At 38.4% G+C, this 23149-nt stretch carries 19 protein-coding genes; 4 read left to right on the plus strand and 15 right to left on the minus strand.

What is annotated here, in order from left to right; translation table 11 throughout:
- Positions 1-5: 5 nt before the first annotated feature.
- From H7U19_RS15855 to H7U19_RS15885, 7 genes are all read right to left on the minus strand, one after another.
- Positions 6-1094, minus strand: a complete 1089-nt coding sequence (locus tag H7U19_RS15855; protein WP_186563854.1) for a hypothetical protein — start codon at positions 1092-1094, stop codon at positions 6-8.
- The gene (locus H7U19_RS15860; RefSeq protein WP_186563855.1) at positions 1075-1617 is read right to left on the minus strand and encodes a hypothetical protein; all 543 of its coding nucleotides are present in this window, start codon (positions 1615-1617) and stop codon (positions 1075-1077) included. Before H7U19_RS15860 ends, H7U19_RS15855 begins: the two co-directional genes overlap by 20 nt.
- A 5-nt stretch (positions 1618-1622) precedes the next feature.
- The gene (locus H7U19_RS15865) at positions 1623-2159 is read right to left on the minus strand and encodes a sigma-70 family RNA polymerase sigma factor (protein WP_186563856.1); all 537 of its coding nucleotides are present in this window, start codon (positions 2157-2159) and stop codon (positions 1623-1625) included.
- A 96-nt stretch (positions 2160-2255) separates the two neighbouring features.
- Positions 2256-2423: a hypothetical protein gene (locus tag H7U19_RS15870; RefSeq protein ID WP_186563857.1), complete on the minus strand. Its 168-nt coding sequence runs from the start codon at positions 2421-2423 to the stop codon at positions 2256-2258.
- Between the two features lie 106 nt (positions 2424-2529).
- Positions 2530-3183 carry a head GIN domain-containing protein gene (locus H7U19_RS15875; protein ID WP_186563858.1) on the minus strand — a complete coding sequence of 218 codons (654 nt, stop codon included), beginning with the start codon at positions 3181-3183 and terminating at the stop codon, positions 2530-2532.
- A gap of 149 nt (positions 3184-3332) precedes the next feature.
- Positions 3333-4178, minus strand: coding sequence for a DUF4249 domain-containing protein (locus H7U19_RS15880; RefSeq protein WP_186563859.1), 846 nt, complete (start codon positions 4176-4178; stop codon positions 3333-3335).
- Between the two features lie 29 nt (positions 4179-4207).
- Positions 4208-6583 (minus strand): TonB-dependent receptor, encoded by a 2376-nt coding sequence (locus H7U19_RS15885; protein WP_186563860.1) that lies wholly within the window; start codon positions 6581-6583, stop codon positions 4208-4210.
- Between the two features lie 252 nt (positions 6584-6835).
- On the opposite strand from H7U19_RS15885, the gene H7U19_RS15890 reads away from it, so the two are divergent.
- Positions 6836-8293, plus strand: coding sequence for a vWA domain-containing protein (locus H7U19_RS15890; protein WP_186563861.1), 1458 nt, complete (start codon positions 6836-6838; stop codon positions 8291-8293).
- 71 nt (positions 8294-8364) lie between these two features.
- On the opposite strand, the gene H7U19_RS15895 is transcribed toward H7U19_RS15890, so the two are convergent.
- From H7U19_RS15895 to H7U19_RS15915, 5 genes are all read right to left on the minus strand, one after another.
- Complete coding sequence (locus tag H7U19_RS15895) at positions 8365-8883, minus strand: OmpH/Skp family outer membrane protein (RefSeq protein ID WP_186563862.1); 519 nt, start codon at positions 8881-8883, stop codon at positions 8365-8367.
- A 251-nt stretch (positions 8884-9134) separates the two neighbouring features.
- Positions 9135-9986 (minus strand): class I SAM-dependent methyltransferase, encoded by an 852-nt coding sequence (locus H7U19_RS15900; RefSeq protein WP_186563863.1) that lies wholly within the window; start codon positions 9984-9986, stop codon positions 9135-9137.
- Positions 9987-10074: 88 nt separating this feature from the next.
- Positions 10075-11946: a tRNA uridine-5-carboxymethylaminomethyl(34) synthesis enzyme MnmG gene (gene mnmG, locus H7U19_RS15905; protein ID WP_186563864.1), complete on the minus strand. Its 1872-nt coding sequence runs from the start codon at positions 11944-11946 to the stop codon at positions 10075-10077.
- Between the two features lie 174 nt (positions 11947-12120).
- Complete coding sequence (ybeY, locus tag H7U19_RS15910) at positions 12121-12537, minus strand: rRNA maturation RNase YbeY (RefSeq protein ID WP_186563865.1); 417 nt, start codon at positions 12535-12537, stop codon at positions 12121-12123.
- Entirely contained in the window at positions 12530-15964 is a 3435-nt protein-coding gene (locus H7U19_RS15915; protein ID WP_186563866.1) for a hypothetical protein, read from the minus strand. Before H7U19_RS15915 ends, ybeY begins: the two co-directional genes overlap by 8 nt.
- Positions 15965-16074: 110 nt before the next feature.
- Between H7U19_RS15915 and H7U19_RS15920 the strand changes: the two genes are divergently transcribed.
- Both H7U19_RS15920 and gltX read left to right on the plus strand, forming a co-directional pair.
- A complete protein-coding gene (locus tag H7U19_RS15920; protein ID WP_186563867.1) occupies positions 16075-16905 on the plus strand; it encodes a transporter in 831 nt (276 codons plus the stop codon).
- Positions 16906-17221: 316 nt separating this feature from the next.
- Positions 17222-18790 carry a glutamate--tRNA ligase gene (gene gltX / locus H7U19_RS15925; protein ID WP_186563868.1) on the plus strand — a complete coding sequence of 523 codons (1569 nt, stop codon included), beginning with the start codon at positions 17222-17224 and terminating at the stop codon, positions 18788-18790.
- Here the strand turns inward: gltX and H7U19_RS15930 are convergent.
- Positions 18785-19330 carry a GNAT family N-acetyltransferase gene (locus H7U19_RS15930; protein ID WP_186563869.1) on the minus strand — a complete coding sequence of 182 codons (546 nt, stop codon included), beginning with the start codon at positions 19328-19330 and terminating at the stop codon, positions 18785-18787. The two genes, gltX and H7U19_RS15930, sit on opposite strands and share 6 nt — an antisense overlap.
- A gap of 60 nt (positions 19331-19390) precedes the next feature.
- Between H7U19_RS15930 and H7U19_RS15935 the strand changes: the two genes are divergently transcribed.
- A complete protein-coding gene (locus H7U19_RS15935) occupies positions 19391-19942 on the plus strand; it encodes a hypothetical protein (RefSeq protein WP_186563870.1) in 552 nt (183 codons plus the stop codon).
- A gap of 34 nt (positions 19943-19976) precedes the next feature.
- Here the strand turns inward: H7U19_RS15935 and H7U19_RS15940 are convergent, their stop codons facing one another.
- Both H7U19_RS15940 and H7U19_RS15945 read right to left on the minus strand, forming a co-directional pair.
- Positions 19977-21137, minus strand: a complete 1161-nt coding sequence (locus tag H7U19_RS15940) for a succinylglutamate desuccinylase/aspartoacylase family protein (RefSeq protein ID WP_246454833.1) — start codon at positions 21135-21137, stop codon at positions 19977-19979.
- A 44-nt stretch (positions 21138-21181) separates the two neighbouring features.
- Positions 21182-23032, minus strand: a complete 1851-nt coding sequence (locus H7U19_RS15945; protein WP_186563872.1) for a CBS domain-containing protein — start codon at positions 23030-23032, stop codon at positions 21182-21184.
- Positions 23033-23149: the final 117 nt, after the last annotated feature.

Below are 23149 nucleotides of genomic sequence, written 5' to 3' on the forward strand. Positions count from 1 at the left end.
TTGATTTAAAGTTCTTTAAATATGATGATGCCTTTATATCCGGTAATATCCACAATACCTTGATTGCCTTTTCCGTATCCGGCCCTAATTTGCCGAATTTTATTTTTTTCGTCCAAAACCTTACTATTAATCCCGCTCATAGTTTTGGGCAATCGCAATACACCCTGCTCCAGCTCAGCACTAAAATTGAAATTGGTTTCAGAGATATTTATATAAACCTCCGACGATTTTTGATGCACGTTTACAACAGGCGCCGTGGTGCCAAATTTCATCACCCGCAACTCCGCAAGGTTTAAATTTAAATTCACTTTAGAAATGACATTGCTCAATAAAACCCGAGAATATTTTATGCTTCCAAAGACATTTTTAATACTATTGATTTCAATATCGTCCTTATTAGAATTGATATCCAATTGACCAACTTCATCCAAGCTTAGGTTTGATCCGTCGGAGTCCAATTTTAAAGTTTCAGCCTTTTCAAAAGACAAAGTGGCATCCTTAGCATAAATGCTGGTTTGGGTTAAAACATTTGCTCTTAACTTGCCGTATTTCACGGAGAGTTTTGAATCGTTTAACTCATCCGTAATTCTTAAATCGCCGTGCTCCACATCCGCAATTAATTTTCCGTTCCAATCCGAAATAATGATATCGCCGTACTTGTTATACACCTCCACTTCCGCATGACGGGGCAAATAGATAGTATAGTTGATATCCGAATTGGCCTTATGGCTGTTTAACGGGCCTATTTTATTGATGTACTTATTGAAAAAGGATGGGTTTTTATCGGATATTTGGGTTTTAACAATAATCTGTTTGTTTGTAATGACAAAGTCTGGATTTATACGTTTCAACAAGTCCTTAGCTTTGTCCAGACTTTTTCCCTTTACCTCAACGGATACATCTATCCGAATACTGTCCGTGTCCCAACCATTTATAAAAACATTACCATATTTGTTCTCCAAATACAGAGCTCCTTGGTTATTTAAAGGGTATGCCTTTTTGATTTCCTTACTTAGCTTATCCTGCCCAATTGCAATGGCGGACCATAGCACAAAGGCAATAAAAAGAAAGGGTCTATAGAGTAATTGCTTCATCTTCAAAGTCAGTTTTAATTGGATAAGAACGCTTTAATAGGTCTTCCATCAGTTGGATTTTTTTTCTGTAATTACTAATTATGGCTTCAATAATTTTCTCATTATTGATACCTAATTTGAGTTCGTTTTTAAGGATTTCATACTCTTCATCCAAATCATCAATCAGAGACAAAAAATCGTCCTGATCCTCCTTGGACAAGTAGTTGCTATTTTTAATCAATTGAATTTGATTATTAACCAAAAGTTGGTAATGACTATCAATTTCATGGAGTTCTTGATTGACAATCTGTTGTTCGGCATCTGTGTTTCCAGATATTAAAAAGAAAAAGGCACATCCTATCAAAAGCAGAACACTGGCTGCAAACCTAAAACCAGCCCTTTTCCAAAGCGGAATGACTTTTACAGGCTTTTCTGGAAGTTCGGAAACAATGTCTCCCCAAAGTCGTAATCTATCCGCTTCGTCCAGATTATATTCGTCAAACTTACCTTGATTTTCGGTAGTGTATTTCTTCAAATTATCCATTCTCCTTAATTCATTAATGCTATTAATTTCTTTTTCGCTCTGTGGTATTGGGATTTTGAGGTTGATGTAGTGATTCCCAAAATTTCCCCAATTTCTACATGGTCGTATCCTTCAATTAAATACAAATTGATAATGGTCTGATAGCCCTGTGGCAACTGTTTTATGGCAAGCATTATACTGCTCACATCCAAATCAGCTTCTTTTACATCTTCCTCGGCTTCTGAAATCCGATAATCGTAATCCTCCAAGGCCACCAGTGGTATTCGTTTTAACTTTAAATGGTTAATGCTTTTATTGATGACAATACGCTTTAACCAAGAGCCAAAGGTGCTTTCGTATCTAAAGCTATCCAGGTTTTTAAAAGCATCCACAAAACTTTCCTGCAATATATCCTCTGCGTCTTCCTTTGATTTTACCATCCGCATGCTCACGTTAAACATAGCATTGACGTACAGCGAATACAGCTCGTATTGCGTTTTACGGTCGCCCAATTTACTCTTCTCAATAAGATTCTTATGTGTAAATAGTACTTGGTTAGCCACTACATTTTGATGTAAAATCGATTCTGGATTCAGTTGCTATTATTATAGACAACGGAGTTTTTAAAAGGTTGCACCAAATTACAATTAATTTAATATTTAGTATTTGGGCGTTACCCACTCCCGATAGCTATCGGGAGGGTCGGGCTTTCCGTTCCAAGTCCTCGCACCTCCTGCGTCGGGCTGTGGGCTTTCCTCTGCAATCCCTAACGCGGGCAAATCCGCCAACACATGGTCGCAAAACAAACCTACACGTACTTTTGCCAAAGTCAAATTTTACTTTTCCTGCAAGGTTTTGGAAACCTTGTTGGTACAAAAGCAAACTTTCATACAGACCTACAAGGTTTTTGAAACCTTTCAGGTCTTGAATGATTTAATTTGAATTTATTATAGCACCATCACTGCTCGTAGATACATTTACCGTTGGATTGCCCTTGTAAAATAGCACCCCATCACTGGAAACTGACCCGGTCAAGTCATTCGTACAGGTTACAGACACTGAGGCATCAGACGAACAGTTGACATTACAGGTTTTCGATTGAAAATCAAATCCCTCAATTTTAGCATCACTGCTCGCATCAATATCCATACTGAGCGCAGAGCCGGAAAGAGATATAAATGCATCGCTTGAAACCCTCACTCTAAACGTATCCAAGTTTTCAAAGCCCGAAAGACGCCCGAAACTGTCCGCTGAAAGTGATAATCTGTTGATGGTAGGCATCGTGATTTCCAGACGCATTACGTTCAACCTTCTGATATTTCCTTTAAGTCGGGCCACCAGTTTACCGCTATCTACTCTCGTGGTAACGTTGTAAATAATGTTATCGCTTGTAGTGACTTTTACAGACTGCACCTCGCCTTGTTTGATGATAACTTCCATGTCGTCGGAAACATCAACTTCGTCAAAATTGGCTAAGGTTCGTTCTTCGGTAATGATGTTATTGGACGCCTTAATGCCGTCAATGGAGCAAGAGTTTAGCAGTATTCCACATGCTAAAAATAAATAGATTGCATACTGTGTTTTCATGATTTTTTGTTTTTTGATTAATATTTATGAGTTTGAGTGTTGTCCTCGCGAGGGGACTTTAGGGGTGTTAATTTTGAATAACACCTCCCTTATCCCGATAGTTATCGGGACCTCCTTTTTAAGAGGGAAACTGTTGTGTTAAATCGATATTATTGAAATGTGTACGATACCCTATCAAATTCCGACAGCCTGAAATATCCAAAGGCATAATTTTCTGGTGTCGTAATGTTGATACAATTTCCTTTTAACTTAGAAGGAATAGCGCTGAATGGGTCGCCATCTGCATCATATTGTTCTATCAGTAAGCTGATGTAATTATCATATTGCTCAGAAATGCCATAGAGCGTAAACTCTACTACATCTCCAGGCATAAACTGGCCTTGACCATCGTTTTCATCTTCATCTTTCTCAAAAAAGGTATCCAATTCATTTCCATTTACAAACTCATCGGGATAATCCTCAAACTCCGGCACCAAATCGCCTTGTTCTATAAATTTTATCAAATAGAAATTCTCTTCATCCGCAGGGTCATCCCAAAATATGGAGACATCCAAAACTTCATCATCAAACCCGCCTTCCAAAGATTGCTCCACACGTTTAATTGGCGACACCGATTTTAAAGTTTCCGTGGCGCGATACATCTCGCCATTGTATTCCACTTCTAAAGTATAACTGTCATTTATTACGGGAACAAAATTTGAAATGGTATAAGTGCCATCATTTTGGTCTACAAAAGTATATGCCGCACTACTGTTATTATTGGTCACTTTTACCGAAGCACCTGTAACCGTTGGATTTGTTGAGTTTTCAAAATAGGGAGTTGAGGTACTCAATTTTACAACTTGATTGTTACCTGTTGTGCCCTTTTCCCAATCTAAAGACGCTTCAATGACCAGTCGTGGTGCAGAAGTTGGCACATCTACATCAATAACGTCCTCGCATGATGTTAATCCAACAAAAAACAGTATTAAAAATGATTTTATTAAAGGTTTCATAGTGTATATGTTTTAATGTCCATTGTGGACTAAAATTTAAAGTTATAGGTGATTGATGGTATAATGCCAAAAATGGCAATTCTTGTAGCTTCATTACTGCCTGTTTCTGCGTTTTGACCAAAACTAATGGACTGCGCATTTTTACGATTGTAAGCATTGTAAATCCCGAATACCCATTCGCCTTTTAATTTTTTGTTGGCATTCTTTTTTGGGGTGTACGTGGCAGACAAATCCAATCTATGATACGCTGGTAACCTGCTAGCGTTTCTATCTGAAAAACTGGCGATAGATAAACCTTCATAGATGTATTGCGCGTCCGGATATGTCACAGGTCTACCTGTTTGATAAACGGCATTTGCGCTGAATTTCCATCTATCGTTCAGTTTATATGCCCCTGTTATGGAAACGTCATGCGTTCTGTCATAAGGGGTGTTGTACCATTTGCCATCATTAATGCCTAATCCACCAGCAATTCCTCCGGGGGTTCTTTGCTCAGATTTTGATAAGGTGTAGGCCAACCAACCTGTAAAACGTCCTTTGTTTTTTCTCAACAAAAACTCCAGTCCGTAAGCTCTGGCTTCACCATTTAAAATTTCGGTTTCAATGGTATTATTACCTATTAAATCTGACCCATCAACGTAATCAATTCTGTTATCCACCGTTTTGTAATAGGCTTCAACCTCCAAAGAAAATATGTTATCCTTCAAATTTTTATAATATCCGACAGCATACTGATTCGACTTTTGAGGTTTGATATATTTTCCGCTTGGCGTCCATACATCCACCGGAGTTACCGCCATAGTGTTAGACAATAAATGCATGTATTGAACCGACCTTGTATAACTCGCTTTAACGGAAGATGAACTGTTCAACTGATACGACAACCCAAAACGCGGTTCAAAATTATTAAAGGTTTCTATGCTTTCACTTTTTTCGAAAACCGTTTCCCCTACTTCTTCTCCATCTTCATAAATACCTAGTTCATCATTATATGTCACTGGCATATTATTGACATAATTCATGATGTTTTGTCCACCAAGCCTGTTAAACCTGCTGTATCTCAATCCATAATTCAAGGTGAGTTTATCCGAAATTTGATGTTCTGCACTGGCGTAAATACCACTTTCTAAAGCGCGCTTCTGTTCTAACTTTAAGTAATTAACAGCTGAATCATCATTAGTTGGTTTTACTTCACCTGGATTTAAATTGTGAAGTATTGTGCTAGCACCAAAATCTATTTTGAGTTTGTCATTCAGATAATACCCAAAATCATATTTTAAGTTGTAGTTTGTAATGTTGGCAATCCAATCTAGTTCTATAAAGTCTAGGACAATTCGATAATCATATTTGCTGTAAATCAAGGACAAATTGGAAAACAACTTATCATTAAAAACATGATTCCACCTTAAATTTCCAGAGGCATTACCGTAGTTGTTTCTCACCACGCCAGACAAATCAAAAACGTCCCTCCCAAAATACCCTGAAAGGAACAGCCTGTTGTTTCTGTTAAGACTGTAATTCGTTTTCAAATTCAAGTCATAAAAAGAAATTTTATCGTCCTTTACTTCTGGAATCGCCTTCATCAATAAATGCGCATAAGAGGAGCGTCCTGCAATTAGGAAGGAACCCTTTTTGCCAAATAAAGGTGCTTCGGCAGTAAGCCTACTAGAAATTAAGCCAACGCCACCATTGAGTTCGAATTGTTTGCTGTTTCCGTCTTTTTGATGCACATCCAAAACAGAGGAAATTCGTCCACCAAATTTTGCTGGAATATCCCCCTTATAGAGTTTTACATTCTTGATGGCGTCATTATTGAACACAGAGAAAAACCCAAAAAAGTGCGAGGTATTATAAATGATAGCTTCATCCAATAAAACGAGGTTTTGGTCAACTGCTCCACCTCTTACATTAAAACCGCCTGTACCTTCACCAGAATTAGTAACTCCAGGTAATAATTGAATGGATTTTATAACATCTACTTCGCCTAAAACTGCTGGTATTTGTTTGATGGTTGAAGCGTTCAATTTTGAAACGCTCATCTGGGGTTTCTTGATGCTGATACTCTCGGACTCTTCGGCAGTAACCACAATTTCGTCCAATTGATTTGTGGCTTCAACAAGTTCAAAATCCAAAACCTGGTCTTCATTAAGGTTGATGGTTTTGGATATCTCTTCGTACCCCATGTAAGACACAATTAGAGTATAATTGCCCTCCGGAGCTGTTAAAGAATAAAACCCGTAAGCATTAGTTACTGCACCATTGGTGGTCCCTTTTAAAAATACAGTTGCTCCTAAAAGGGTTTCGCCATTTTTGGCATCTTTTACCGTACCTCGAACACTGAATGTGCTTTGTGCGGTTGAGGCTATGCCTAAAAATAAGCACAACCCTAAAAACATAATTTTCATTTGGTCTGTTCGTTTTTTTGCGATGCACCGAAAGGTCGGGTGATTTGGCATCACATGATTTATGATTGATTGTACTCTTATTGACAGACCAAAATTTGAAAGGTTGCTTATTTGTAAAAGTATTTTGAAATATTTTCAAGCAGAAGCATTTCATTGTGACTTTATTTACAAATAGGCGCAACCATTTGGCACAATTCACATCTATAATACATACCTGCAATCGCAATAAATAAACTTTCAAATATCAGTACCATGAATCATCAATCTTACCTTTTTTACGTCTTAGCCTTTTTTTTAATACTAGTCGGGTGTACGGCAAACGATACGTCCAAATTCGTGTCGCCTTTTCAAAATGAAGCCTTAGACTTTGAAACGCCTCAAATTGAAAAATATAAGGACCATGGAGAAAATCCATTTATTGAAACTAGTGAAGCCCCTATTTCTACATTTTCTGTTGACGCAGATGGAGGCTCCTATGCCAATATGAGACGATTTCTAAACCTGGGGCAAACCCCTCCTACCGCCTCGGTGAGGATCGAAGAATATATTAACTACTTTACTTTTGATTATTCTGAACCACAAGGAGATAATAACGTCGGTCTACATTCAGAAACATCCTTTTGTCCATGGAATACGGCGCATCATTTAATACGTATCGGAATGAAAGGTAAAACCATTCCGGAAGGGCAGTTACCAAACTCAAATTATGTATTCCTGATTGATGTTTCGGGGTCTATGAGTTCTCCAGACAAATTGGGCATCTTAAAATCCGGTTTCAAAACCTTGACCGACAATCTAAAAGACGATGATAAAATTGCAATAGTTACTTACGCGGGTAGTGCGGGTTTATTATTGCCATCTACCCCTGGAAGCGAGAAGGATAAAATTAAACAGGCCATAGATCAACTCGGAGCAGGTGGTTCTACCGCCGGAGCCGAAGGCATTATTACGGCTTATAAAATTGCTGAGGAAAACTTTATTAATAATGGCAACAATAGAGTGATTTTAGGATCGGATGGCGACTTTAATGTTGGTCCTTCATCCACTGAAGATTTAGTAGAACTTATTGAAGCAAAAAGAGAAACAGGAATTTATTTGACTGTGCTTGGTGTTGGTGGAGGAAATTTGAACGATTACGGCATGGAGCAAATTGCAAATAAAGGTAATGGCAACTATGAATATATTGACAATGCCGAACAGATTCAAAAAGTGTTTTCTTATGAATTAGGCAAGCTATATACCATAGCCAAAGATTCTAAAATTCAGATCACTTTTAATGAAAATAAAGTGGCTTCTTATCGGTTGATAGGCTACGAAAATAGAGCATTGGATAATGATGATTTTGAAGACGACACAAAAGATGCTGGAGAAATTGGCTCATCGCAAACCATAACGGCACTTTACGAAGTGGTTTTAAAAAATAGCCCCAATGAAGATATTTTTGCCACCTTCGATTTTCGTTACAAAAAACCGAATACCGCTGAAAGTATCCTCATTACACACGAAATTAAAAGTACAGGAAACACCATCTCAGAAAACATGAAATTTGCAACAGCCGTTGCCGGTTTTGGTTTAATAATGAAAGACTCGGAATATAAAGGAGCAATAACTAAAGAAATCGTTCTTGATTTAGCCAATGCATCCACATCGTTCGATCCGCATGGGTTTAGAAAAGAATTTATAAGGCTTGTTGAAAGCTGGCAGGACTAACAGTTTCGCTTTAAGGCATAAAAAACCTGATAAACAATTGTTTATCAGGTTTTTAAATTAATTTTCAATATTTATTTATCCTTATAAGACGCATTCAACGCCTCTAAAATCGTCTGGGTCAAATCATTATCATCGGTCCCGTAAAGCACTGAAGCCGCCGCATCGCTAGTACCTAAAATGTATGTGTAACCATTTTGCTTTCCATAGTCTTTTACAAAGTCCTTTACCTTTACAATCAATGTATCAATTTCTGTTTGAAATGCCAGCGTTAAAGCTTGGGCCTCACTTTGCTTTTGTTGGTCGTTAATCTGTTTTAGTTTGCCCAATTCCTCATAGCGCTCTTGTGCTTTCTTTTGGGACATTTTGCTAGCCCTTACTTGAAATTTTTGAACTTCAAATTGAAAAGCCTCTTCAATGCTATCGAACCGCTTAGTAAACAATTGTTCCTTGCCCTTAAAACGTGCTTCAATATCCTTCTTTTCTTGATACTCATTGATTACAACACTATTGTCAATATAACCAATTTTATTTGGTTTTTGACAGGACGCCAAAACCAATAACAGTAGTCCGGTATAAAATATATGTTTCATGTTTCTTTTAATTTAGCTTTTGTGGAAGTCGTTTTTCAAATTCGCACAAATGTACTAAAGTCTATCAATATGAAATGGCTAATGCCGTGGATTTTAAATAATAAAGAATAATTATACCTTACCCTGAATTCAATAAGAATATTCTATAAAAAATAGCTTTAAATAAAGTGTTTTAAGAGGGATTTAAAATTTGGGCTGGTATTTCCCTTTTGAATACCAAAAGCCCATGGTAAACATTTCCCTATGCCGTTTTAATTATTATTAATGATGTAAATCAAGGATGAAGCCTCTTTTGAGCTAATTGCCTTAATATTCGATAGTAGCCCCACCCAAAATCCTTTGATTGGATTCATTTTTCCTGTTTTATATTTTTCAGAAAGAAGGCTTACATAAAAAGCATCAAACCACATAGGTTTTGTTTTTTCTACTTTGAAGCCAAACTTCACCATTAAATTTGCAATAGATTCTTGATTAAAATGCCAAAGGTGTCTGGGTACATCATAGGCCGCCCAAAATGATTTATAATGTTTTGCGTCGTAGCTTTTATAATTTGGAACGGCAATTATCAGTCTGCCGCTTGGTTTTAAAAGCTCTTTGAATGTTGAAATATGTTCTTTCAATTTTGGTAAATGCTCCAGTACGTGCCAAAGGGTAATCACATCAAAACTATTTGCTTCAAACTTTAAGAGTTCATCAATTTCAAAGACTGAATTATTAGTTTTTGCATTGGCAATTGCCCTCGCGTTTTCATTTGGTTCAATTCCAAAAACCTTCCAATTATTCTGTTGCGCAATCTGTAAAAAATCGCCAGTACCACATCCAATATCCAAAAGTTTTCTTTCTTCGTATGCACATGAATTGACTAATTTTAACTTTTGTTTTAAAGCATGCTTTCGGACCAAATGATAGGCCTTTTCAAATATGTTTCGCTTCGAATCCGTATGCGAAATATAATCTTCACTTTCGTAATATTTGGCCAATTTTTCCTCCGAGTGTTGGGGATGTGTTTCTAAAAAACCGTACTCTGAATTTTCAATTAATTCAAATTCCTCTCCTGAAACGGAGTGGTCCTTTAGTTTAAGAAAGGCTGTATTTTTATTCATTCGTTAAAGATTCCGAAGCAAATTTAAAAAGACAAATACAGAAATCTAAGAGAGATGTTCCACGTGGAACGTTCAAGTTTTTTCAAAATTATCTTCCCATATAAACCAACAAAACAGAAATATCATTGGGCGACACGCCGCTTATTCTTGAGGCCTGAGAGACTGTAGCTGGTTGTATTTTTTTCAATTTCTCTCGTGCCTCAAAACTCATGGATTTGATTTGGGAGTAATCAAAATTCTCTGGTATTTTAACATACTCCAATCGATTTAACTTGTCGGCATTGTTCTTTTCTTTGGCTATATATCCCGAATATTTTACTTGGATTTCGGTCTGCTCAATCACTTCCCTATCCAAATTATTATCCTTAATATAGGACTCAACACTCTCAACTTTTTTAACATCTTCCATCTCAATATTTGGCCTTGCAAATATCTTAAATAGTTTTCCGGATTGCTTTACAGGTGCCGAATTTTTACTTTCTAGAATTGGATTTATCTCCTCAGGCTTTACACTTTGCGTTTGAAAAAACTCCACGAATTTTTCCGCTGCCTCATGCTTTTCTTCCATGCGCTTCAAACGATTTTCAGAAGCCAGACCTAGTTCATAACCCTTCGGTGTCAATCTCAAATCAGCATTATCCTGCCTCAAAAGCGTTCTGTATTCTGCTCGAGATGTAAACATACGATACGGTTCTTCAGTGCCTTTAGTGATCAAATCATCCACTAAAACACCGATATAGGCTTCATCCCTTTTCAAGGTAAAAGGTTCTTTTTCCAGAACTTTTAAACTAGCATTTATCCCTGCCATCAATCCTTGAGAGGCCGCCTCCTCATAACCTGTGGTTCCATTAATTTGGCCAGCAAAATACAAGCCCTCAACAAGCTTTGTCTCCAAAGTGTGCTTTAATTGAGTTGGCGGAAAATAATCATATTCAATAGCATATCCTGGCCTAAAAAACTTCACGTTTTCAAAACCGACTACAGACCGCAATGCCTTAAATTGAACATCCTCTGGCAAAGATGTGGAAAAGCCATTTACGTACACTTCCACCGTATTCCATCCTTCAGGTTCAATAAACAATTGATGCCTATCCTTATCGGCAAAACGATTAATTTTGTCCTCAATAGACGGACAATAGCGTGGCCCCAAACTTTTAATTCTACCGTTAAACATCGGCGATCTATCAAACCCTTCACGAAGTAATTCATGTACTTCTGGGCTGGTATAAGTCATGTGGCAAGAGCGCTGATTTTCCAGTGGTTTTGTAATATCCAAATAGGAAAACTTTTCAGGGTTTTCATCCCCTGGCTGCTCAACCATCTTGGAATAATCCAAAGACCTCCCATCCACTCTTGGAGGTGTTCCGGTTTTCATTCTACCGGAATCAAAACCTAAATCTACTAGTTGCTCTGTTATACCAGTTGCCGCCTTTTCACCGGCTCTACCTCCACCAAAATTCTTATCGCCAATATGTATCAGTCCATTTAAAAATGTACCATTTGTCAACACGACCGTTTTGGATTTTATCTCTATGCCTAGCGACGTTTTTACACCAACAACCCTGTCTTTTTCAATTAGCAAACCAGACACCATTTCCTGATAAAAATCCAAATTAGGAGTTTGCTCCAAAAGCAACCTCCAGTCCTCCGCAAATCGCATTCTGTCACTCTGCACCCTCGGGCTCCACATAGCAGGCCCCTTAGATTTGTTCAGCATCTTAAACTGAATGGCCGATGTGTCGGAAACAATACCACTATAACCACCCAGCGCATCAATCTCCCTAACGATCTGCCCCTTTGCTATACCGCCCATGGCAGGATTGCAAGACATCTGAGCAATGTTTTGTAGATTCATGGTCACCAATAAGGTCCTACTCCCCATATTGGCGGCCGCGGCAGCGGCCTCACTTCCAGCATGGCCAGCCCCTACAACGATAACATCATAAACTTCGTTAAACATAATGCTTCAACAATAGTGTTCCACGTGGAACATCAATTTTTTTAAGTGTGCAAATATACGTTGAAATCTTGAAAACACTACCTTTTTGAAAAATCAAAAATCTGTGTTTTAGATTCCCGCTTTCGCGTGAATGACAATGTCCAATGGGAACGCCTAAGATTTATGCTCTCAGAATTAGTGCTCAGTCAATTTGTTGATGTAGTGGTTTTCCTTTTCCCGCATGAGCCTAGCATCTTTCTCGGTCTTGTCCTTGTAGCCGCAATAATGTAATATGCCATGAATGATTACACGATTCAATTCATAGTCAAATTTCGTATTGAAATCCTTAGCATTATCCTCTACTCTTTCAACAGAAATAAAAATATCTCCTTGTATTATTTTTCCTATTGAATAATCGAAGCTGATAATGTCCGTCAAGGTATCGTGATTCAGAAATTCTACATTCAACTTATGCAAGTACTCATCTTCGCAAAACACATAATTGACCTCTTCAACCTTGAATCCCTCGGAATCAATCACGCCCAAAATCCATTTCGCAACTTCGACCTCATTTAGAAGTTTGAAATCCGTTTCGTAATTAAAATTAATCATTGGATGGTCTAAAATACTCCTGTACTTTCTTCTTATAAACTTGTTGCAAAGGTAAGGCTTGACGGTTTAAAATTTCTGTAGTTTGAAAATATTGTTTTGCCTTTGGAATTTGGATTCCTGAAGTGTTCTCAAATTCCTTTTTGTTAGTTTCAGATTCTCGTTTGTTATCCTCGCCTTGTTGGTGGGTAGCGTTTTCGAGCTTTAATAATTGATGTTTTAAATTCATCATTTTCTGAAGTGTTTGATTGGTAAAGCCCTTATTCAATAAGTCCAATTCAATATCCTCCATTTGCCTTGACAGCCTATCTCCAATACCTCCCTTACCCTCTTTCTCCAAACGTTTATCCAGAGCTTGACGCAACTGTTGCTGTTCTTGGTAAATTTCATACAATAAACCTTCCATATCAAAATTGTCGCCTTCACCCTCTCCGCCGGTGTGCCGGCCATTCTGCCCATTCTTGCCTTCCTTATCACCTTCATTCCCTTTCTTACCCTTTTCTCCTTTTTCCCCTTCTTTCTGGCCTTCACCCTCCTGCTCACCTTCTCCAGGTTTCTTTTGTCCTTGCTGACCCTTTTTCATCCCTTGCTCCATCATCTTATTCAATTCCTCCTGGCTCATAATAATGTCCGGCAACTGCATATCCCCGTCGCCACCTTTCCCGGCAGACATACTCATACTTTCTTGCATGTTGTCCAAAATATTGCTCAACAAATCCGCCAAATTATTGGTTGCCGTTATCGCAAACTGTTGTTTCGACACACCTTGGTACAATTGATTTTCGGCAAGCAACTCCAAAGCCTTTTCAATATTAAAATACACTTCAGAAATCTCTTTATTCACTTGCTCCGACAGTTTTGGTTGACGAAGCGAAAGAGCAAAGAGGCTGTCGTCAATATGCTCAAAATGCTCTCTAAGGTTATTTTGCTTTTTAAGATAGGTAGCGTACTTGCCATGGTTCACATCAATGGATTTGAACTGGTCCATCAAAGCCTCCGAATCAAAGGAATACTGCACCAAATTATCCAAAATCTGTCTCAACATTTCCATGTCCTCCTGCATTTGATCCCCTCCCATGGATTGCATCGACCCTTGCATTTTACTGCTCAGCTCCTTCATCTTTTGAGCTGCTTTCTTCTGGTTCTTTCGAGCATTCTTTAGATTTTCCTTCTGCTTTTGCTGAGATTCATTCTGCTCTCCTTCCTGCTGTTGCTCCTGCTCCTCTTTTTGCTTTAATTCTTCCGAAGCATTCTCCTGGGCATCCTTTACTTCCTTTTCATCCAATTTATCCTGTGGAATATCAATCGGCTTTTTTAAAGCTTGGCTGTCCTTTTTTAACTCTTCTAGCGCTTCTTGGAATTTCTTGAATTCTTCATTAAGCTCATCCTGCTTCTCATTTGTGTTTTCCTCTTCAGAAGCTTTGGATAACTTCTCTTGTTCTTCAGATAACTGTTTTAAGTCATCCGTCAACTTCTCCAATTTCTTTTCAACATAAAAGCGCTTGGTCAATTCAAGCAATTGCTCCAAACTTCTTTTTTTATTTTTATTCTGTTTAGCGACTTCCTCCAGCTTTTTGATCAACTCTTCATTACTGATTTTTTCCTGAAGCTTTTTCAATTCATCCAAAAGCTTTTCATCTTTCTTCAATTGCTCTTCATTCTCCTCTAAACGCTTTTTTAAATCCTCCTTAAAAGCATCTTCCTTCTGATTTTCCTTTTGAAATTCATCAAGATTCTCTTTTAGTTTTTTGTTGAAGTTTTTCATCATTTCGTCCTGCTGTTTCTGACGTTGAAAAAATGAAGCTAACTTCTTTTTGTCATTAAAATTCAAATTCTTCTTTTCCCGCCCCATCTTTGTGAGCTCATCCAAACGCTTTTCCTGCTCCTTAAATTTTTTGAGAGACTGGTTTAAATCCTTGATGGTTTCCCCCTGTTGCTCCAGTTGCTTTTCTTCTTCCTCATCCAAGGTTCGTTTACGATAATTGAAAATAGGGCTCTTTTTACTTTTGAAACGGTTTACGCGGTCGTTATCAAATACTTGGAAATAAAGCTGATACGGAATTCCGGATTCAATTTCCAAATTATCAGGAAAGGCAGATATAAAATCCTGCACATTGCTAGAGCTAATTGAAATCTCCTTTTTCATTTTATCCTCCTCATTATCAGATGGATAATACACCAATTGTAGTTTGCTCAGCCCATAATCATCACTCACCTGCCCGTAAAAATACAAGGTTTGCAAATCGAGGCTGTCCACCTTCATTTGTACGTTCAATTCAGGGTATTCGTCTTTAACCACATCAACGGAAAAGGACAAATTTTCATAATCCTTTAGATTTATATTGCTCGTGCTTAATGTGTAATCATAATTATTGAATACCCGTTTTGAAGCTTCAAAAACACCAACCTTGTCTGATTCAAAACCCACAGTGTCTTTGGCATATAAAAACACCTCATCCGTAGATTTTGTTTGCAGTCGCCATGTGATATTTGTGCCTTCGGGGACAATAGCATTACCAGTGCTCTTTTGAGTTTCATCCCTCTTTTTTGTGTGGCTAGGGTAATCCAAAACCATTTCAAAACTAAGCAGTGATGGCACTTCAATAATCTCAATTTGATAGGGTTTAGAATTTACATCATTTGCAGACAGCGTAAATTCAATGTCTTGATGGGGTTGCGAAAAAATATACTCAAACTCCCCCACACCCGTTTGTTGTAAAAAATAGGTTTCATCATTAAAGGTAATTTGGGCATTTTCAGGCACCAACTCCCCCGCCGTTTTTACCATTAATTTAAAGTCTTTCCCTTCGATTGCTTTTAGGTTTTCATTCACTACAAAAAACTGAAAAGGTGCTGGTGGTTCATAGGCCGTTTTGTAATGCACCACACGCTTATAGCTATCGCTGAACCAATTAAAATTGCCAGTTGCATAAACCAATAACAAAATTACAATCGGGATGACCGCATATCTTAAATAAGGCAGGTTTTGCTTAAAGTTTACTGCCAATTTAAAAGGAATCGGGGTTAATTCCAACGACTTTTGGTCAATACTGGCCAATAGCAATTCAGACTGCTGGCTACAATTTTTAAGTTGAATGACATTCAACAATTTATCATCTACCTCGGGGAAATGCTTGCCGATAATTTTTGCCGACTTTTCATAATCTATTCCCTTTTTCAGCTTAAACAATTTCGCCAAAGGAATCGCCACAAACTTCACCAATAAAGCCAATTCTACAGCAATAAATAGCCAAAACAGCACTGTTCTGGCTGTTGTATCCAACCATAAAAAATGCTCAATCAACAAAGTAAACAGAAAATAAAGCAGGCCAATGGCGAAAAATAAAATGCCTCCTTTTACCAATTCATTGGTGTGATAACGCCGTATAAATCGCTCTAATTTTTGCTGTATGTGCTTAAAATTATCCATGATAGACGTTATAAAAGTAGTGTATTTACTAAAAATAAAATCCTAATCTTTGTTAAACCCGTTGCAAGGTTCTAAAAAACCAAAGGACTAAAGACCAAAAATTAGTGCTTATGCGGACTTATTTAGCCTTTCTATTTTTGATTTCGGCCCAAATTATAAATGCCCAAAGTGGGTGGACACTAAAAAAGGGGAAAGCCTATACCCAAATTGCCTTTACTACCATTCCCAGCTATAGCGAAATTTTTGCTAATCCAGAGTACCTTACCGAACGTGAAATTGTAGATAATACCCTCCAATTTTATGCGGAATATGGGTTGACTGATAAAACTACCATCATCCTTAATTTACCTTTAAAGTTCATCAAAACTGATGGGTTGGTTGGAAATTCAAGTGGTGTCACCAATGCTGATGCTTCATCAAAATTGGGTAATGTTGAAATCGGCCTCAAACAACAATTCTACAACAAAAAGTGGGTGATTGCCGGCCAATTGAATGTGGAAGCCAATACAGGTTCATTTGATAACACTTCGGGAATTAGAACTGGTTATGATGCCTGGACATTTACGCCAACCCTAAATGCAAGCCGAAGTTTTGATGGGTTCTATGTTCAAGGGTTTACGGGGCTTAATCTTCGAACCAACGGTTATAGCAGTAATTTCAAAATTGGTGGTGAAATAGGGGCAAAACCTTGGGAAAAGATTCTACTTATCGCCTTTTTGGACATTGTCGAATCCTTTAGAAATGGAAATATCAACTTGCCAGTTAGCAACCAACTGACCGCCCTTTACGTCAATAATCAAGAATATACCACCTACGGTCTAAAAATCATTGGCGAAATCACTGATGCCTTTGGCATCAATGCCGGTTTTGGCGGAGCATTTTCGGGGAATAACGTGGCCAAAAGTCCAGCCTTGACTCTGGGGTTGTATCATAAGTTTTGATGTATTTTAATATGGGTTCGATTTAAATATCAACAAATAAATTATTATTAAAATATTGAAAAACCGCGCTTTGTCATATTCGACAGAGCGAAGGATGAGCGACGAGATATCTCATGAAGGTGAGATTCCTCCTCGTTCCTCGATCGGAATGACATACTTGTAACAATAAACACTCTAAATAATTGATTATCAAATCGTCATACATCGAACTCAGGTTGTTTTAAGGCTTTGTAAAATGATTTGGCATTAACATTTCAAATCCTAAATATCGTTTTATCTTTGCAGGCATCAACTGAACCCTTTTTACTCATCTTTTATGATCAAAAATGTTCGTGTGCGCTTTGCGCCAAGTCCAACTGGGCCTTTGCATGTAGGCGGTGTTCGTACGGCACTGTTTAATTATCTTTTTGCTAAAAAACACGGTGGCGCTTTTATTCTTAGAATTGAAGATACCGACCAAAATCGCTATGTGGAAGGTGCTGAACAATATATTATCAATGCTTTGAATTGGTGTGGGATGCCTGCTGATGAAAGCCCCACAAATCCAGGAAATTATGGCCCATACCGCCAAAGCGAGCGCAAGGCGATCTATAAAAAATATGCTGATGAATTAATCGCCTCGGGAAACGCATACTACGCTTTTGATACTTCAGAGGAATTGGATTCACATAGAAAAGACCACGAAACCAAAGGGAAAACATTCATTTACAATTGGCACAATCGTTTGAAATTGAAAAACTCTTTGTCGCTTTCTGAAGAGGAAGTACAAGCCAAATTGGATGCTGGTGAAGATTACGTCATTCGCTTTAAATCACCACAAGAGGAAACCTTACATTTGAAGGACATTATCCGCGGGGACATTCAAATTGACACTAATATTTTGGACGACAAAGTATTGTTTAAAAGTGACGGGATGCCTACCTATCATTTGGCCAATATTGTTGATGACCATTTAATGGAAATCACCCATGTGATTCGTGGTGAAGAATGGTTGCCTTCTTTAGCTTTGCATTATCAATTATATCAAGCCTTTGGTTGGGAAGCTCCTGAATTTGCACATTTACCGCTGATTTTAAAACCTACCGGAAAAGGAAAATTAAGCAAACGTGATGGTGATAAACTAGGCTTTCCGGTATTTCCTTTGGAATGGAGCGACCCCAAAACAGGTGATGTTTCAAGAGGCTACAAAGAAGACGGCTACTTCCCCGAAGCGATGGTCAATTTCTTAGCCTTTTTGGGTTGGAACCCTGGTACAGAGCAGGAAATTTTCAGTATGGACGAATTAATCAATGCTTTTGATTTGGAGCGCGTCAATAAGTCCGGCGCCCGTTTTGACCCTGATAAAACCAAATGGTTTAACCACCATTATATGCAGGAGCAGGATAATGCAGAATTGGCAAGAGCTTTTAAGCCAATTGTTGACCGCAATGTCACCCTGAGCGCAGTCGAAGGGTCTCATGGTGATGAGATTTCTCCCTCTGGTCGAAATGACATAGATGTGAATTATATTGAAATGGTAGTGGCATTAATAAAAGAACGTGCTACGTTTATTTCAGATTTCTGGAGCCTAAGCCATTTCTTCTTCGTTGCTCCGACGTCTTATGACGAAAAAGCTTCAAAAAAAGCATTTAAAGAGGGTACAAAAGCCATTTTGGCGCAAGTGGCTTCCATTATTGAAAACATTAAAGATTTTACCGTTGAAACCCTTCAAACTGAAATCAAAGGTTGGATAACTTCAAATGAAATCGGTTTCGGAAAGGTTATGATGCCGTTACGGTTAGCCTTGGTTGGTGCTTTAAAGGGGGCCGACGTGTTTGACATTATGTTTATGATTGGGAAGGGCGAGAGTGTGAAGCGGATTAAAAAGGTGATTGAAATTTTATAAAGCCTTATACATAGATACCACCTGATTAGTCACCCCATTTTCCAAATCAATTTCATAACGTTTCATGGGTTGATAACCTTTAGATGCATATAGTTTTTCTCCGCTTAATGTTGCTACGAGTTCCATTGATGAAAAACCGGAAGCTTTAGCCTCAGCCTCGCTTTTCTCTAAAATCATGCTTCCGATGCCCTGTCTTTTGTAATCGTGATGTACAAAAAAAGCTCGAATTCTTGCGGGTTCACTTTTGGGGTCGAGTTTAGCGCCCGAAGTATGATCTGTATCACTTTTTCCGAACAATAACTTGCGTTTGCTCCAGCCTCCGCAACCAATTGCCAAACCTTCTTTATTTTCGACAATCCAGTATGTGTTGTCTAAAATCAACTGTTTATCCACCACCCAAGCAGACTTCAGGGCCGCATCAATTTCCCTTTCAGAATAAAATGACTGGTTGATCGCCTTTGCAGATGCTTGGATGAGCTCATCAAGTGCTTTTTCATCTTGAAGTGTTGCCTTTCGGAATGTATAGTTTATGGCTTTCATGTATATTGCAATAATAATATATAAATCTTAATAGTCTTTTCGCCACCAAATACAATAGCCATGAAAAGAACAATTGCCCTATTATTTATGTTGACTTTCCCTATTATCCATGCGCAGTATCATGAAGGCACGGTTTATTTTAAAGGCGATTCTACCTCTCAAGGATTCATAAGGGTTAAGACGTTTGACGGCATAAAAATCAAACCAAAAAAAGATGCAGAACCCATAGATTATGATCGTGAACAAATCCAAGGCTATGATGTAAAAGGTTGGCAATATAGGTATGTAAAAAAGAAACCTGGCGCTATGCCAAAGCTGTATAAGTTAATTCTTGATGGCAAAGTTTCCCTTTACGCTGATACTCCAAAAAGTCCAAGCCATTTAATAGCTGATAGCCCTCCAAACAGCGTCTCAATCATGATAAACCCTTATGAGATTTACTATTTGAAAATTGAGGATATGCTTTACAAAGTAGTAAATATTCTTAAAAAGAAGCATATGGAGGCATTTAAGGATTGTCCATTACTTATAGAAAAAATTGAAAATAACGAGTTTAAAAAATGGGAAGTATATGATATAGTTGAATTTTACAACTATGATTGTCAGCCTTGAATTTATTCTGCGCTTTTTTCGCTTAAAGCCTAAGTTACAAACGCTCTGCCCTAGCCCATTGGGTATTTTTATATAAACTTAATTTAGCAATACGCTCACGATTATAGAGGTATACAAAGTCTTCCGTCACGCGCCTATTGCGATACCCCAACAGGTGAAAAATAGGTTTAGCCAAAAATCGGGTTACTCTTAAGTTTGACTTTAGCACCCCAGCGTATTTGTCATGCCAATATATGCCCGGCAGAGCAATAAGCAAGCCGTCCACTTTAAAACGCCTTAAAATCCGAGAGAGTTTTAAAAAGAATTGGGGGATAGGTTTAATAATAAAAAAGCCCTCGCCACCCCTCTTTTGATATAATGGCATAAAAATATGCCCATCATGGCCGGACTGAATCTCAGTGCCGTTAAGAAAAGCCAATGGCGTCCCTTTGGCTATCCTTTGGAAGCTTTTAAAACCTTCTTTCATTTTGAACTCATCATTGGGCCGTATTCTAAGCAAATGGACGATTTCAAAAAAACGCCTAGCGCCTTCGGAAGCTTTTACCAATGTTTGAAAGTGCGCATCAAAATCTATCTTTTCCTTTTCCAAAATCCCTGTGTTCATTAATACCAGATTGATGAAAGCAATATTGTTCTCCACTGAAGCGGCGTCCGTATGCTGTCCGGATTCAAAACCGATAGACACATAGCCTAAAGTATTGATATAACTCAATAAAGCACCTTCCAAATACTCCTCGATGCCCAAAACAATAGGTACAGGAAACTGTTTAGAAAAGGCCCTGTTAATCATAGCGTCGTTAATTGTAATAAAAGGCAATGTTTTACTTGATGTGGTGTGTAGATCGATAAAATATAACGGACCAGTATTCGATTTTAATATGTTCTGTAGAAGGTTATATAGCGTAATTAATTGGAGCTCCTCCGTATTCGGGTGTTCCTTTGAAAAAATCTTGTCAATGCGGTGCTTGGTCCACAACCTATTTAGGTCGGTGTCAATAAAGCGTTGCTCTTTTTCCAGAGCCTTGATATTCCCTAAGATACCATATACATTCCCTTTTAGTTGGCTCTTGTCCAGAGATTTATAAACATGATTAAGAGCAATGACCCCAGCCTTTTCATTGCCATGTATCCCGGCAAAAAACACAATGGTGGGCGCATCGGCGCTTTTTTCAATCTTGAAGAGAACCCTCGTCATAGTTTGTGTTTGGGGCATTATGTTATCGATATTGGTCGTCAAAATCAAAAATCATTTGAGGTGATCAGTCCGATGAGCTTACCATTTTTGGTGACCGGCAAAAGGTGGATATTGTGCCTGGCCATCATTCCTTTTGCCTTTTCAATACTGTCTCTTTCGCTAATCACGACGATATCCTTCTCCATAATAGATTCCACGGACTGTTGCTTTTTTTCCTTGTCATCTAAATAATCCTTAACGTCTGTCCAGGACAGCACTCCAAGCAGTTCCTTGGCGTGGTTAATCACGGGTAGATGGTGAATGTTTTTCCATTGCATAATATTCAAAACCAATTCAACGCTATCGTTTTTGTCCACCGAATACACATCCGTACTCATAATGTGTTTAACAACCCTACTTTCTGGCTCTGGAAGTTCGCTGGTTTCCTGTAAAATACGCCAAGTTGAAACGGGATAATCCTTTATTTGCTTTTCGTATAATTTTGAAGTTAAAATCTGCATGGCCTCAAAGCGCCTATGGCTTTTTAACAGGTGCCTGTAGCTTCTTACCGTCCATTCCGAGCCGTTTAGTCCTTTCACCCTATTTTCAATCACCGCCAGATAATACTCGGCATCCTTTGGATCGACACCAAACCTGTATAATCCTTTATAGGCCATGGGAAGAAGCTCGTCCAAAATCAAATCCTTGCAGGACACGTATTTTCCGTCCCAATATATTTGGGCGGCCATGCCGTAACGGGCCGCATTGAAGAAATTGATTTTTACATCTTTGAAATCCCAAGTTTCATGTATGTTATTATACTTCTTGTGTTTGCCCATCATCACACCTACCCAAAACACCATATTTGCCATTTCGTCAACGACAGTTGGTCCAGAGGGAATATACCTGTTTTCAATACGCAAGTGGGGCTTCCCGTTACCCACACCATAGCAGGCGCGGTTCCACGGATACACAGTGCCATTGTGCAATTGGAGTGCAAGTAGCCGTGGTACTTTGCCTTCTTCAATCAAACTGACGCTATCGTGAATAAAATCCGAAGTTAAAAAACTTCTGAACCGTGAAATATTGTCCTTAAAAATATCGGTTACCGAACCCGTGTACCAACCACGCCCAAAGCTTACGCGTGACTGATTTTCATTCAACTGATAGGAATTGGCCCTAGTATCAATACTCTGGGTGAAAAGCGCAATACGCGTTTCGCTCCATAGTTCCTTGCCAAAAAGCAAAGGGGAATTGGAGCAGGTGCTCAAAACAGGGCCGGCAATGGCCTGCGCCCAATTGTACGCGTCAATAAAATTGTCCGGAGCTACCTGCAAATGCACCTGAAAACTGGTGTTACAACCTTCCAACATCACGGAATCGAACAGCAAATTCAACTCGTCCACACCCTGAATGTGAATGTTAAAATCTTGTTTTCGGGATGCTTTTATAACTTCATTCAAAATGGTATAGCGTTGCAGGGGTGTCATTTGCTTTTCCCCTACATTGTCCAATCCGATAGAAGGCAATATGCCTGCCAATACAATTTTAGTGTCCTTTTTAGCGGCCGCTTCCTCAGCTTTTTTCAGCAGGGATTTTAATTGGTGGTGCATTCGTGAAAAACAATCACCATTTAGCTCCAAAGGATCTAAATTAGCTTCAAGATTATAGTCACCTATTTCGGTAGCAAAATGCGGGTCGTCAATATCATGCAAAATATCCAACGCATTGCTACTTGGTGAAAAATTATGCTTTACCAAACAAAACTCCTGTTCTGCGCCTATTCGTATGGGTTCGGACTCAATCCAGCCCTTTTCCAACAGCATTTCCAGAGCCTCAATATCATTGAGCAAGTGGTGTACATAATTGGCCCTATCCTTTTTCCTGTGCAGTTTCGAAACGTTTAAATCTCCCATAATCCTTCATTTTATGTCATTACCAAATCCAAAAATACCCTTAAAACCAAATGGATTCTATGATTTTTGTCATGGGTACTAGTGTGTGTTTTTAAAGTTAGGGAATTTTAATGATAC

This window comes from Hyunsoonleella aquatilis, assembly GCF_014270105.1.
Classification (GTDB): Bacteria; Bacteroidota; Bacteroidia; order Flavobacteriales; family Flavobacteriaceae; genus Jejuia; species Jejuia aquatilis.

Excerpts from the sequence above, each read along its gene's own strand:
- H7U19_RS15920 (WP_186563867.1), top strand. The coding sequence starts at position 16,075 with ATGCGGACTTATTTAGCCTTTCTATTTTTGATTTCGGCCCAAATTATA.
- H7U19_RS15915 (WP_186563866.1), bottom strand. The coding sequence starts at position 15,964 with ATGGATAATTTTAAGCACATACAGCAAAAATTAGAGCGATTTATACGG.
- H7U19_RS15900 (WP_186563863.1), bottom strand. The coding sequence starts at position 9,986 with ATGAATAAAAATACAGCCTTTCTTAAACTAAAGGACCACTCCGTTTCA.
- H7U19_RS15875 (WP_186563858.1), bottom strand. The coding sequence starts at position 3,183 with ATGAAAACACAGTATGCAATCTATTTATTTTTAGCATGTGGAATACTG.
- H7U19_RS15935 (WP_186563870.1), top strand. The coding sequence starts at position 19,391 with ATGAAAAGAACAATTGCCCTATTATTTATGTTGACTTTCCCTATTATC.
- H7U19_RS15885 (WP_186563860.1), bottom strand. The coding sequence starts at position 6,583 with ATGAAAATTATGTTTTTAGGGTTGTGCTTATTTTTAGGCATAGCCTCA.
- H7U19_RS15895 (WP_186563862.1), bottom strand. The coding sequence starts at position 8,883 with ATGAAACATATATTTTATACCGGACTACTGTTATTGGTTTTGGCGTCC.
- mnmG (WP_186563864.1), bottom strand. The coding sequence starts at position 11,946 with ATGTTTAACGAAGTTTATGATGTTATCGTTGTAGGGGCTGGCCATGCT.
- H7U19_RS15860 (WP_186563855.1), bottom strand. The coding sequence starts at position 1,617 with ATGGATAATTTGAAGAAATACACTACCGAAAATCAAGGTAAGTTTGAC.
- H7U19_RS15855 (WP_186563854.1), bottom strand. The coding sequence starts at position 1,094 with ATGAAGCAATTACTCTATAGACCCTTTCTTTTTATTGCCTTTGTGCTA.
- ybeY (WP_186563865.1), bottom strand. The coding sequence starts at position 12,537 with ATGATTAATTTTAATTACGAAACGGATTTCAAACTTCTAAATGAGGTC.
- H7U19_RS15890 (WP_186563861.1), top strand. The coding sequence starts at position 6,836 with ATGAATCATCAATCTTACCTTTTTTACGTCTTAGCCTTTTTTTTAATA.
- H7U19_RS15945 (WP_186563872.1), bottom strand. The coding sequence starts at position 23,032 with ATGGGAGATTTAAACGTTTCGAAACTGCACAGGAAAAAGGATAGGGCC.
- gltX (WP_186563868.1), top strand. The coding sequence starts at position 17,222 with ATGATCAAAAATGTTCGTGTGCGCTTTGCGCCAAGTCCAACTGGGCCT.
- H7U19_RS15880 (WP_186563859.1), bottom strand. The coding sequence starts at position 4,178 with ATGAAACCTTTAATAAAATCATTTTTAATACTGTTTTTTGTTGGATTA.
- H7U19_RS15930 (WP_186563869.1), bottom strand. The coding sequence starts at position 19,330 with ATGAAAGCCATAAACTATACATTCCGAAAGGCAACACTTCAAGATGAA.
- H7U19_RS15940 (WP_246454833.1), bottom strand. The coding sequence starts at position 21,137 with ATGACGAGGGTTCTCTTCAAGATTGAAAAAAGCGCCGATGCGCCCACC.